General features: G+C 70.6%; 9 protein-coding genes and 2 pseudogenes. 7 read left to right on the top strand and 4 right to left on the bottom strand.

Going from position 1 to position 12,023, the window contains the following annotated elements; genetic code table 11:
- Window positions 1-716: 716 nt before the first annotated feature.
- Window positions 717-1,130, bottom strand: coding sequence for a pyridoxamine 5'-phosphate oxidase family protein (locus ACGFS9_RS25950; RefSeq protein WP_393256586.1), 414 nt, complete (start codon window positions 1,128-1,130; stop codon window positions 717-719).
- A 129-nt stretch (window positions 1,131-1,259) separates the two neighbouring features.
- On the opposite strand from ACGFS9_RS25950, the gene clpB reads away from it, so the two are divergent.
- The 3 genes from clpB to ACGFS9_RS25935 all read left to right on the top strand — a co-directional run bounded on the left by clpB (window position 1,260) and on the right by ACGFS9_RS25935 (window position 5,803).
- Window positions 1,260-3,872, top strand: coding sequence for an ATP-dependent chaperone ClpB (clpB, locus tag ACGFS9_RS25945; protein WP_393256585.1), 2,613 nt, complete (start codon window positions 1,260-1,262; stop codon window positions 3,870-3,872).
- Window positions 3,873-4,243: 371 nt separating this feature from the next.
- Window positions 4,244-4,774, top strand: a complete 531-nt coding sequence (locus ACGFS9_RS25940; protein WP_393256583.1) for a YbjN domain-containing protein — start codon at window positions 4,244-4,246, stop codon at window positions 4,772-4,774.
- Between the two features lie 477 nt (window positions 4,775-5,251).
- Complete coding sequence (locus tag ACGFS9_RS25935; protein WP_393256581.1) at window positions 5,252-5,803, top strand: Uma2 family endonuclease; 552 nt, start codon at window positions 5,252-5,254, stop codon at window positions 5,801-5,803.
- 129 nt (window positions 5,804-5,932) lie between these two features.
- Here ACGFS9_RS25935 and ACGFS9_RS25930 read toward each other — a convergent pair.
- A pseudogene (locus tag ACGFS9_RS25930) lies at window positions 5,933-6,373 on the bottom strand (aminotransferase class I/II-fold pyridoxal phosphate-dependent enzyme); the annotation flags it as partial.
- An 81-nt stretch (window positions 6,374-6,454) separates the two neighbouring features.
- On the opposite strand from ACGFS9_RS25930, the gene ACGFS9_RS25925 reads away from it, so the two are divergent.
- The gene (locus ACGFS9_RS25925) at window positions 6,455-6,940 is read left to right on the top strand and encodes a prevent-host-death family protein (RefSeq protein ID WP_393256580.1); all 486 of its coding nucleotides are present in this window, start codon (window positions 6,455-6,457) and stop codon (window positions 6,938-6,940) included.
- Entirely contained in the window at window positions 6,937-7,287 is a 351-nt protein-coding gene (locus ACGFS9_RS25920) for a hypothetical protein (protein WP_188287761.1), read from the top strand. The genes ACGFS9_RS25925 and ACGFS9_RS25920 overlap by 4 nt, the downstream gene beginning before the upstream one ends.
- A gap of 137 nt (window positions 7,288-7,424) precedes the next feature.
- Here the strand turns inward: ACGFS9_RS25920 and ACGFS9_RS25915 are convergent.
- Window positions 7,425-7,865 (bottom strand): annotated as a pseudogene (locus ACGFS9_RS25915) (aminotransferase class I/II-fold pyridoxal phosphate-dependent enzyme); the annotation flags it as partial.
- Between the two features lie 23 nt (window positions 7,866-7,888).
- On the opposite strand from ACGFS9_RS25915, the gene ACGFS9_RS25910 reads away from it, so the two are divergent.
- Window positions 7,889-9,337, top strand: coding sequence for a recombinase family protein (locus ACGFS9_RS25910; RefSeq protein WP_393256579.1), 1,449 nt, complete (start codon window positions 7,889-7,891; stop codon window positions 9,335-9,337).
- 328 nt (window positions 9,338-9,665) lie between these two features.
- Window positions 9,666-10,244: a suppressor of fused domain protein gene (locus ACGFS9_RS25905; protein ID WP_393256578.1), complete on the top strand. Its 579-nt coding sequence runs from the start codon at window positions 9,666-9,668 to the stop codon at window positions 10,242-10,244.
- Between the two features lie 37 nt (window positions 10,245-10,281).
- On the opposite strand, the gene ACGFS9_RS25900 is transcribed toward ACGFS9_RS25905, so the two are convergent.
- The gene (locus ACGFS9_RS25900; protein ID WP_393256577.1) at window positions 10,282-11,859 is read right to left on the bottom strand and encodes an ISL3 family transposase; all 1,578 of its coding nucleotides are present in this window, start codon (window positions 11,857-11,859) and stop codon (window positions 10,282-10,284) included.
- Window positions 11,860-12,023: the final 164 nt, after the last annotated feature.

The following is a 12,023-nucleotide window of genomic DNA, read 5'->3' as shown; positions in this document are numbered from 1 at the left end:
GCGCCGCGGGGGTCCGGCCCGTGACCGCAGGGGCCCCGGGGGGGGGGGGCCGGGGCCCGGGGCGCGGCTGGGCCCCCCCCCGGGGGCCCCCCCGCCCCCCCCCCCGGGGCCCCCCGCTGCAGTTTTCCCGGAGAAATCCGGGTTCGGCCGGTCCGCCACCGCGGGACCGGCGCCCGCCCGCGACCGGATACCGGCCGGCCGTCGGCTGGGGCCGGGGCGGCCCTTCCGGCGGTTGGCCGGAGCCGCCCCCTTGCGGAAGCGGCGGGAACCGGCCTTTCGCCCCGAGCCGCCACCGGCACCACGGCAGGGGCCGGACCGTGCGTCCCGCCGGAGGCCGGAACCGAACACGCGGGGAGAGGCAAGCCGCCCGCGCGGGGGGAGGCGAAGCCGCCCGTGCGGAGGGAGGCCGGAACCGTCCGTGCGGTGGGAGGCCGGAACCGTCCGTGCGGAGGGAGGTCGACGCCACCGCCCGGAGAGAGGCCGGAACCGTCCACGCGCAAGTGGTCGGGGCAACCGCCCGGAGGGAGGGCGCAGCCGCCCGCGCCGAGGGGGCCGGAACCGTGCGGCGGCACCCGGGGTGCAACCCGGGTCGGAGGCGCCGCCCACCGGTCCGCCGAGCGCGACAGGCCGGGTGCGGGCGTTGCCGGCCACCGCGTCCGAACGGGTGAACGCCGGAGCGCGCGGAGCGCGGCGGGCGGCGTTCGAGGGGGCCGGCCTCAGCCGTGGCCCAGGGCCCTCGTCAGCTCGATCTCGATCACCACGCGGGCCGGGTTCGGCTTCGGCACCTTCTGGTAGCGCTCGGTGTAGCGGCGCTCGGCCTCCACGACCCGCTCGGGGTCCGCCGAGACCCGCGCCCGCCCCTCCAGCGTCGCCCAGCGCCGGCCGTCCACCTGGCAGACCGCCACGGGCGCGCCGTCCCGGCCCGCGGCCCGGACGTGTGCCGCCTTGGCGGTGGCGCCGCCGGTGATGATCCGGGCGAGGCCGGCCTCGGGGTCGTAGGTGACGCCGACGGGCACCACGTGCGGGGTGCCGTCGCGCCGGAGCGTCGTCAGGGTGCAGAGGTGCCGCTCGCGCCAGAAGCGCAGGTAGGCGGCGTCGGGCTGTCGCGGGTCCACGGGAGGGGAGGCCATGGGGCCCGAATCTACGCTCCGCCGTCCCCGTTTCCCGCCCCACTCCAGCCTTGAGTGGAATAGACTCAAGTTTGTGTACGCTGACCGAGTCAGGAAACGGTCGGACTTCAGGAGGAGGAGACAGCGGACGTGGACGCCGAGCTGACCAACAGGAGCCGGGACGCGATCAACGCGGCCGGCCGCCGTGCCGTGACCGAGGGGCACCCCGACCTCACCCCCGCCCACCTGCTGCTCGCTCTGCTGGAGGGGCAGGACAACGAGAACATCATCGACCTGCTGGCCGCGGTGGAGGCCGACCAGGCCGCCGTGCGGGCCGGCGCCGAGCGGGTGCTCGCCGGCCTGCCCAGCGTGGCCGGTTCGACCGTCGCGCCGCCGCAGCCCGACCGCGAGCTGCTCGCCGTCATCGCCGACGCGGCCGAGCGCGCCGGGGAGCTGGGGGACGAGTTCGTCTCCACCGAGCACCTGCTCGCCGGTATCGCCGCGAAGGGCGGCCGGACCGGCGACGTACTCTCACAGCAGGGCGCCGGTGCGAAGAAGCTGCTGGAGGCGTTCCGGAAGACAAGGGGAGGGCGCCGGGTGACGACCCCGGATCCCGAGGGCCAGTACAAGGCGCTCGAAAAGTTCGGTACGGACTTCACCGCCGCCGCGCGGGAGGGCAAGCTCGACCCGGTCATCGGCCGGGACCAGGAGATCCGCCGCGTGGTGCAGGTGCTGTCCCGCCGCACCAAGAACAACCCCGTCCTCATCGGCGAGCCGGGCGTCGGCAAGACCGCCGTCGTCGAGGGGCTCGCCCAGCGGATCGTGAAGGGCGACGTGCCCGAGTCCCTCAAGGACAAGCGGCTCGTCTCGCTGGACCTCGGCGCGATGGTCGCCGGCGCGAAGTACCGCGGCGAGTTCGAGGAGCGGCTGAAGACCGTTCTGGCGGAGATCAAGGACTCCGACGGGCAGATCATCACCTTCATCGACGAACTGCACACCGTCGTCGGGGCCGGAGCGGGCGGCGACTCCGCCATGGACGCCGGCAACATGCTGAAGCCGATGCTGGCCCGCGGCGAGCTGCGCATGGTCGGCGCGACCACGCTCGACGAGTACCGCGAGCGGATCGAGAAGGACCCGGCGCTGGAGCGGCGCTTCCAGCAGGTGCTGGTCGCCGAGCCGAGCGTCGAGGACACCATCGCCATCCTGCGCGGGCTCAAGGGGCGCTACGAGGCCCACCACAAGGTCCAGATCGCCGACCGCGCGCTCGTCGCCGCCGCCGCCCTGTCCGACCGCTACATCACCTCCCGCTTCCTGCCCGACAAGGCCATCGACCTGGTCGACGAGGCCGCCTCCCGGCTGCGCATGGAGATCGACTCCTCCCCGGTCGAGATCGACGAGCTCCAGCGGGCCGTCGACCGACTGAGGATGGAGGAGCTCGCCATCGGCAAGGAGACGGACGCGGCGAGCCGGGAGCGGCTGGAGAAGCTGCGCCGCGACCTCGCCGACAAGGAGGAGGAGCTGCGCGGCCTGACCGCCCGCTGGGAGAAGGAGAAGCAGTCCCTCAACCGCGTCGGCGAGCTGAAGGAGAAGCTCGACGAGCTGCGCGGCCAGGCCGAACGCGCCCAGCGAGACGGCGACTTCGACACCGCCTCCAAACTGCTCTACGGCGAGATCCCCACCCTGGAACGCGACCTGGAGGAAGCCTCGGAGGCCGAGGAGGAGGCCGGCCGGGACACCATGGTCAAGGACGAGGTCGGACCGGACGACATCGCCGACGTCGTGGGGTCCTGGACCGGCATCCCCGCCGGACGGCTGCTGGAGGGGGAGACGCAGAAGCTGCTGCGGATGGAGGAGGAGCTGGGCCGCCGGCTGATCGGGCAGACCGAGGCGGTGGGCGCCGTCTCCGACGCCGTGCGCCGCACCCGCGCCGGCATCGCGGACCCGGACCGCCCCACCGGCTCCTTCCTGTTCCTCGGCCCGACGGGCGTCGGCAAGACCGAACTCGCCAAGGCCTTGGCCGACTTCCTGTTCGACGACGAGCGGGCGATGGTCCGCATCGACATGTCGGAGTACGGCGAGAAGCACAGCGTCGCCCGGCTGGTCGGCGCCCCGCCCGGGTACGTGGGGTACGAGGAGGGCGGCCAGCTGACCGAGGCGGTGCGCCGCCGGCCGTACAGCGTGATCCTGCTCGACGAGGTGGAGAAGGCGCACCCCGAGGTCTTCGACGTGCTGCTCCAGGTCCTGGACGACGGCCGGCTGACGGACGGTCAGGGCCGTACCGTCGACTTCCGCAACACGATCCTGATCCTCACCTCCAACCTGGGCAGCCAGTTCCTCGGCGGGCAGAGCCTCGCCGATCCGGAGAGTTCCGAGGAGGACAGGAAGAGCCGGGTCCTGGAGGTCGTCCGGGCCTCGTTCAAGCCGGAGTTCCTGAACCGGCTGGACGACCTGGTCGTCTTCTCCGCGCTCGACCGGGCGGAGCTGGAGCGGATCGCCCGCCTCCAGATCGACCGGCTGGCCGAGCGGCTCGCCGAGCGCCGGCTGACCCTGGAGGTCTCCGACGCGGCCCTGGCCTGGCTCGCCGAGGAGGGCAACGACCCGGCCTACGGGGCGCGTCCGCTGCGCCGCCTCGTGCAGACCGCGATCGGCGACCGGCTGGCGAAGGAGATCCTGGCCGGCGAGGTCAAGGACGGCGACACGGTCCGCGTGGACGCCTTCGGGGACGGCCTGATCGTGGGGCCGGCCACCGGCAAGACGCTGTAGCGGCGGGCGGGGACGGGGCGCGCTCCGCGCCCGCCTGCCGTCCGGGCCGCGGGTGCGGCGGTCGCGGCCCGGACGCGGTCCGCGTGCGGAGCCCCCGCCGGGGCGGGTGCCCCGGCCGGGGCTCCGCCGTCGGGCCGTGTCGCGGGGCGGGCGGAAGCCGGTCCCGGACCCGTTCGGGACGGACATGTGCATGTTCATCCCGTCGACGGTCCCGGGACGCCCCGCATACCCCGGTGGCCCATCCCCACCTGGGCCGTTTCCCCCGCATGACCGGATCTTGTCCGCCCCCGGCGGACAGGCCCGGCCAGGGGTTGCCACCCCCCGCCCCGGATGGGGGAGGATGGCAGAATCCGTACGAAGGGAAATACACGGTGAGCATCGACCCGTCCTCGATTCCGAACTTCGGGGGCCAGCCCGAGCCGCAGCCCGGCGGCCCCGCGGGCCCCGTGGTCCCGGATCAGGACCTCGTGAAGCAGCTCCTGGACCAGATGGAACTGAAGTACGTCGTCGACGACGAGGGCGACCTCGCGGCGCCGTGGGAGGAGTTCCGTACGTACTTCATGTTCCGCGGCGAGGGGGACCAGCAGGTCTTCTCGGTGCGGACGTTCTACGACCGGCCGCACCAGCTCGAGGAGAAGCCCGCGCTCCTGGAGTCGATCGACGACTGGAACCGCCGCACCCTGTGGCCGAAGGTCTACAGCCACACGCACGACGACGGCACCGTCCGTCTGATCGGCGAGGCGCAGATGCTGATCGGCACCGGCGTCAGCCTGGAGCACTTCGTGTCCTCCACGGTCAGCTGGGTCCGCGCGGCCATCGAGTTCGACAAGTGGCTCGTCGAGCAGCTCGGCCTGGAGCAGGAGATCAACGAGGCCGAGAAGCCCGAGGACGACGGGGAGTAGCCCTCCCCCGCACGGTGGCGCGTCCCGCGCGCACCCTGGCACCCGCGCGGTCTCGCATCCGGCGCGGGCGGGGTGCAGCGGCGCCGGGCGCCGCGACGCGAACGAGAGCCCGGCTCGGGCACCGGCCGTCGGCCGGAAGCCCGAGCCGGGCTCTCGCCGTACCGGAACCCCCGGCCCGCGCCCCGCGTCGGACGCCGGCCGTGGGAACCCCGCGAGGACGCCGCCCGGGGACCGCGTACCTCGGGGACCGCACGGCCAAGCGGCCGCCGCCGACCGGCTCAGGCGGGGACGTCACCCAGACGACGGCTCGTCGGCCTGACTCTTCGCCGGCGGCGCGACAGGCGCCCCCTGCGGATCCACGGCATCCTCGGTGAGCCGTCGGCACAGCGTTCCGGACCGGTCTTCCGGCCGTACCGCTGGGCTCAAGGGCGCGGCACCGTCCGTCGTATCCTGACCACACACGGGAAGGAGCCGTCCATGAGCGTCGACGCGATCGTGCACACCGAGTTCCCCAAGGGATACACGGTTCTGTTCGGGGCCGACGGAAAGGTGATCATGACCCCGCAGAGCGAAGAGCACTCCAGCACCATCAGGTCGATGCAGATCGACTCTCTCGCCCTCGGTCGTCACGCGAAGGTCACCTCCGACGTCTACATCGACTTCCCCGCCGACGAGAACTCCGCCCCCGATCTGGCGATCCTGCGCGAGGACGCGCGCAAGGAAGGCAAGCGCTACAGCTTCGAGGATGTCCTGCTGATCTCCGAGGTCGTCTCGACCTCCTCCGCGCGCAAGGACTACGACGACTGCACGGTCAAGTACGGCCGCTACGGTATCCCCGTCTACCTGGTCGTGGACCCCTACGCCCAGGAAGTCGTCCTCCACACGCAGCCGACCGGCACCGGTTACATCGCGGCGCACACCCACAAGTACGGCACGGGCAAGCTCGCCATCCCCCTGGCCGACGGCCGCACGTTCACCCTCGACCTCGACGAACTCCCGCGCCCGGAGCGCGAGGGGGACGCCCGCTGACGAAGGACCCCGGTGCGGCCGGTCGGAGGAGGCGGCAGGCACGGCGGCGACGGCCCGCGGCGCGAAGGGACCGGGCGGGTGCGGTGTGGCAGGCGGCGGGGGGAGCGTAGATCCCCCGCGCGGCGGCGGTCAGCGTGCGAACGCCGTGCGGAGCCGCTCCGCCGCGTCCGTCAACACCTCGGTGCGTTTGCAGAAGGCGAACCGCACGAACGGGGCGCCCTCCTCGCGGTGGTCGTAGAAGACCGCGTTGGGGATGGCGACGACGCCCGCGCGCTCCGGCAGCGAACGGCAGAAGGCGAATCCGTCGCTCTGCCCGAGCGGGCGGATGTCCGTGGTGACGAAGTACGTGCCCGTCGGCCGGAACACCTCGAAGCCCGCCTCCGCGAGCCCGGTGGCGAGCAGATCCCGCTTCGCCCGCATGTCGGCGCGGAATGCGTCGAAGTAGGTGTCCGGCAGCGCGAGCGCCTCGGCGACGGCGTACTGGAACGGCCCCGACGCGACGTACGTCAGGAACTGCTTGGCGGAACGGACGGCCGTCACGAGGTCCGCGCCACCGGTGACCCAGCCCACTCCGTGCTCACGCACCCATTCTTCCTGGCTGGTTGCCGCCTCGCCGTAGAAATCAGAGTGCAGTCAGAGTATGGTCTGAGTATGAGCATCGTGCACCCGGCAGCCGAATCGGAGTCCGTCTCGTTCACTGATCTGTCTCGCAACCCGAAGGCAGTCGCCGCGAGGGCCGCCGCCCTGGGATGCCTGCGGGTCACGCACCGAGACGCACCCGACATGGTGCTGACCACGGCCATACACGCAGAGCGCACCGAAGAAAACCTGGCCACAGCGTCCCGGCTGTTCCTTGCTTTGATGAAGCAGGACGACGGCATCAGGTCGCTTCTGCTCGCGTTGCCCGAGGTGTTCCCGTGGGTGCGCCACCTGAATGACGAGGAAGTCCGGGAATTCACCGTCGAGCTCCTCGATGCGCTGTCCGACGCCGCTGAGCTGGGTGCCAAGGAGGCTGTGCACCGAGCGATCGTCTCGTGGCGGGCAACCGCCCGCATCAACGCTGACCCTGACCAGCTCAGAGAGGCACTCCGTCCGCTGGGCGACGTCGACCTCGGCCCGGTCGAGGTGCACGAGTGAGCCCGAAGAAAGGCGATCGGGTCAGTGTCCCTCCGCTGAGCGGCTGGAACGTCATCCACGGCACGACGGAGGCCGCGACCGGTTGGGAAGAGCTGTGCCGGGTGGCGTTGCCGAACGCGCATCGCTGCCTGGAGGCCCTTCGCACCGACCCGCTGTCGAGGGCCAACTGGAACCGCCAGCATCAGCTCCGCGGCAGGCATGCCACCAGGGAATGGAAGGGCTCCGAGCTGGAGCAGTGGGAGTACGAGATCACCAGCGGCGGCCGGGTCCGCTACCTGGTCAGCCCGGACACCTCGACTGTGATCCTGGTGTACGCCTCCCCGCGGCACCCGAAGGACACCGAGTAGCCTCCAGCGCTTCGCCCTTGCCGAACGTGGAGCCGGAGCGCGCGAGTTGCGTGCGCACCGGCTCCGCAGGTGGCGCTGGGCCGACCGGACCGGAGCCGGAGGGAAGGCCAAAGGCGACCGGCCCTCCATGGCGGTGGTCAGCGCGCGAAAGCCTTGTGGAGCCGTTCGGTCGCGTCCGCCAGCACCTCGGCGCGTTTGCAGAACGCGAACCGTACGAAGGGGGCACCCTCGTCGCGGTGGTCGTAGAAGACCGCGTTCGGGATGGCGACGACGCCCGCCCGCTCGGGGAGGGCGCGGCAGAAGGCGAAGCCGTCGCTCTCGCCGAGGGCGCGGATGTCGGTGGTGATGAAGTACGTGCCGGCCGGCCGGAACACCTTGAAGCCCGCCTGCTCCAGCCCGTCCGCTAGCAGTTCCCTCTTGCTCCGCATGTCGGCGCGGAACTCCTCGAAGTAGCTGTCCGGCAGGCGCAGGGCCTCCGCGACCGCGTACTGGAAGGGCCCGGAGGCCACGTACGTCAGGAACTGCTTGGCGGAACGGACGGCGGTCACCAGTTCTGCGGTTCCGGTGACCCAGGCGACACCTCGTTCGTACACTCATTCACATGACACGCAACAGACCCACCAGGGGCAACACCAGCACCGCCGTCCCCGGTGAGCCGGCGGCGATCTACTGCCGCATATCCCAGGCGGACGATGATGACCAGACCGGTGTCGACCGTCAGGAGCGCATCTGCCGTGAGATCGCCGAACGGCGTGGTTTTGTCATCGATCCCGCCCACGTCTTCGTGGACAACAGCCGCTCGGCCTGGAGTCGCAAGCGGAAGCGCCCTGGTTGGGACCGCCTGCTTGAGGACGCCCGGAATCGCGGCTTCCGGCACATCATTGCCTACCACCCCGACCGGCTCATGAGGCAGCCCCGGGACCTGGAGGAGCTGCTCCAGGTCTCCGACGACCACGCCATCACCCTCCACGGCGAGGCGAACCGGCGGGACCTCTCCGACCCCGACGACCGATTCATCCTCCGCATTGAGGTCGCGCACGCTTGCCGGTCGTCGGATGACACCTCGCGGCGGTTGAAGTCCGCGATGCAGGACCGGGCTCGGGAGGGAAAGCCGCAGGGTGGGGTGAGGCGGTTCGGCTACACCAAGGACGGGATGACGATCGTCGAGGAGGAGGCAGAGATCGTCCGGGAGGTGTTCGACCGCTACCTGAAGGGGGAGGGGGCGGCGCCCATCGCGAAGGACTTGCACAGTCGGGGCATCCGTACGGCCGGTGGCAAGGCGTGGAACAGCGGGACTGTTCGTGCGCTGCTCGACTCCCGGCACGTTGCCGGAATTCGAATGCATCAGGGCGAGGAGGTCGGCCCCGGCACCTGGCCCGCGATCATCGACGCGGGCGTGTGGGCGGAGGCGCGGACGCGGCGCGAGTATCGGTCGGCGGTGTACCGGGAGGCACTCAGCAAGCCCGCGCAGCGCTACTACCTGCTGCGCGGCCTCGTAATGTGCGGGCGGTGCGGCACCCTGATGTCCGGCACCGCCAAGAGCACAGGACCGGCTTATCAGTGCAACCGCAGGGGCCGGAACGACGAGAAGAAGTGCACCCGGTCGATCGCGGCCCTGACGCTGGAGGACTTCGTCGTCGACGCCGCGATCGAACTGCTCGGCAAGCTGCGGGTGGATGGTCGGCTCGCTAGCAGCAACCTCTCGGAGAGCGTGACCGAGGAGCTGGAGGACGACCAGCGGCAGCTCGGCGAGTTGAACCAGATGTGGACCGCGAAGGAGATCTCCACGGCGGAGTACCGCAAGATGCGCAAGGAGATCACCGACCGGATCGCCAAGGCGCAGCGCAAGGTCGTCGTCCGGCCGATGGTGCTCCTCGACGGCCTCACGGGCGCGGGCGCGCGGGCTGCCTGGAACGCCGAGGACATGACGGACGAGCGGCGCAACGCGGTGCTGCGGTTCCTGTTCTCCGGGGTGGTCATCGACAAGCCGAAGAAGTTCGGCCGGTACATGGACTGGGACCGGATCGGCATCGAGCAGAACCCGCTGTAGCGGGTCGGCGGCCCGGTCCTCGCGAAGACCTGCTGGGGGCGTGGGGAGGCAGGGGCGTGGGTCGTACGACGTCCTCAGGCGCAGCGGCGCCGCCTTCGTGTCGCGTCCGCCCGCTTCTCGGTCCTGCCCAAGTGCGCGTAGGGGAAGCGTAGTTGGTGCCAGGGATCGAGAGCGGCTCACGGTGTCGAGCCTGCGCGCAGCCAGGCAACATAGCCGATGATCCCCGGTTAGCGAAACCGGGGATTCTCCGGCTCTGGCGAAGATCTTGTGGTCAGGCTGGCGCTGACCCCGGCTGATGGGCTGCGGCGGCCTCGGGCATCATGATCGGATGCCGGAAACCGCAGCACGCGCTGCCCTTCTCGATCACCTTCGTCGGACGCTCCCGGGTCGCGTCATCGATGAGGTCCCAGGTGTGAATGGGCCCATCGAGGATCGCGTGCCCGGATTCCGGGTGTTCCGGATTCATCCCGCGTATCCAGGCGACTGGTGGCTGTATGTGACGTCGGGCTGTTGGGAGGCAACTCAGCACGACGGCCATGGCACGGAGTTCTTTCTCGCGGCACCGCGCGACGAATGGATCAACCTGGAGAGCGTCACGGTCAACGCGTACTACCACTGCGGACCGGTACACCAGCGACTCGACGTCGGACACACCGTCCCTATTGGCCGACCGTGGCTCGATGACTCCGACTGCGACCACTACCTGGTGAGCCTGCCGTATCCCTTCGGACCCGACTTCGAGGTCTGCAAGTGGGAAGGTGAAGCCCATGCCCGGATCCTGTGGCTGTTGCCGATCACCGCAGCGGAAAAGGATTACCGCCGGGAGATGGGACTCGAGGCACTTGAAGTCCGTTTCGATGAGCATGCGATCGACCCCGTCGATCCAAAGCGGGCCTCCGTGGCCTGAGACGGGCGGGCGGAGACGAGAACAGCTGAGACGACGGTCAGAGATCGAGAAGAATCCTTTTGCGGAGAAGGTCGAGGCTGGCCCGTCCGTAGCCCTGCCTCTTGATCAGCTTGATGCGTGTGACCTGGCCCTCGACCTGGCCCGAGCTCCAGGAGCTGGACAGGCCGGCGGTCACGGCGTCCTGGTCCCGGCGGAGGCCGGTGACCAGGGAGTGCAAAGCCGGTAGGTCGTCGGCCAGGACGCGGTCCATCCAGTCGGACAGCAGGTCGCCGCGTCGGTCGTGGAGCATGGTTGCGAAGTCGCGGACGTGTCTGGCTGCGACGTCCAGGTGCGGGCAGGTGGCCCGGATCTCCTTGAGCTCCAGGGCATCGCCGGCGGTCAGGCGGTCTGGGTCGGTCATGATCCAGCGGACCACCCGGCGGGGACGCGGTGCGGGCCGCGGTGACACAGGAAGCCCGCTCTCCTTCGACCAGCGCAGATACCGGCGGACAGTCTGGACATCCCCGGGGAAGCCAAGTTCTCGGACTTCGCGGTGGAGCCGGGGGATGTCGTGACAGCCCTCGTTCCACCGTTGGTGCAGGTAGGACTTGTACTCGTCGAGGATCGACTGCCGGTTGACCGCCTTGACCAGCAGCTCGTCGATACTGGTGGCCCGGGCGAATCGGCGGACGGTGGAGTGGTCAAGCCGCAGTTCCCGGCCGATCGCCGTCAGGGACTTGCCCTCGGCCAGCCGTTGCTGCACCGCTGCGTAGCGGTCCCTGGTACGGGCGACCAGGCGCCGCGGGCGGCCGAGGCAGTCACTCGTCCGGTCCGGAGGGTCGAAAGGCGGTCTCCTGACGCGGGCCGTGTCCAGCTCGGTGGTCGGCCTCGTCGCGAACGCGGAACGGATGCAGGTGTGGTGTGAGCCGACGGTCTTCTCCACGGCCTCGGCGAGGTTCCGCCACAGGTGCCAGCCGTCAGCGACCTGCATGGCCTGCGGGGCGCCGGTTCGGGCGCCCTCGGCGTAAGCGCCGGCTCGATCCCGGCAGATGATCTCCACCTCGGGGTGCCCGGCCAGCCAGGCGGCCAAGGGCTCGGCTTCCCGGCCTGGCAGCACGTCGATAGGTCGGCGGGTCTCCAGATCCACCAGAATGGTGGCGTACCAGTCGCCCTTGCGTAGCGCGAAGTCGTCCACGCCCAGCACCCGCACCGGGCTCGCTCGCCGGTCAGGCATAGTGCGAAGCAGGTGCAGCAGGGTGTCCTTGGCGACTCGGATACCCAGCAGGTTCGCAAAGCGGGCACCGGGCCGGCCAGCGAGCGTGCAGGCTATGGACAGCAGTACCGACCGCAGCAACGGGGTCTTGCGGGCGTGAGGTGTCGTCAGCCCCTCGATCTGCTCCGCGAACGTCACCGCTGTGCAGGCGCCGTTGAGACAGCGAAAGCGGCGCACGAGCAGCTCGACAACCACAGCCCTACCCCCGATCGCCGCGTCCGCCAGGCGTCGGACGTACCGGCCGTGCACCCGCCCCGACGCCCTGGAACAATGCGGACACCTCGCCTGGGCCGCTCGCGCGTGGGCGTGCAGCACGATCTGGGTCGCCGAATGCTGAACGAACTCGACTACGACACCCGCCATATGAGGAAGAAACGCCTCAAGACTTCGCGAACCACACGCCTGACATCATGTCAGGACGCCCCGGTGTCACGGGCCCGATCACAAGATCTTCGCCACAGCCGATTCTCCGGATCATTTGACGTCACTCACCGCCTGCCCGCTCGCTCCGCGTCCGGCAGGTGGAT

The organism is Streptomyces sp. NPDC048566, from assembly GCF_043199735.1.
Classification (GTDB): Bacteria; Actinomycetota; Actinomycetes; order Streptomycetales; family Streptomycetaceae; genus Streptomyces.
Note: the sequence above shows the minus strand (reverse complement) of the source record. Positions and strands in the feature narration are given on the sequence as shown.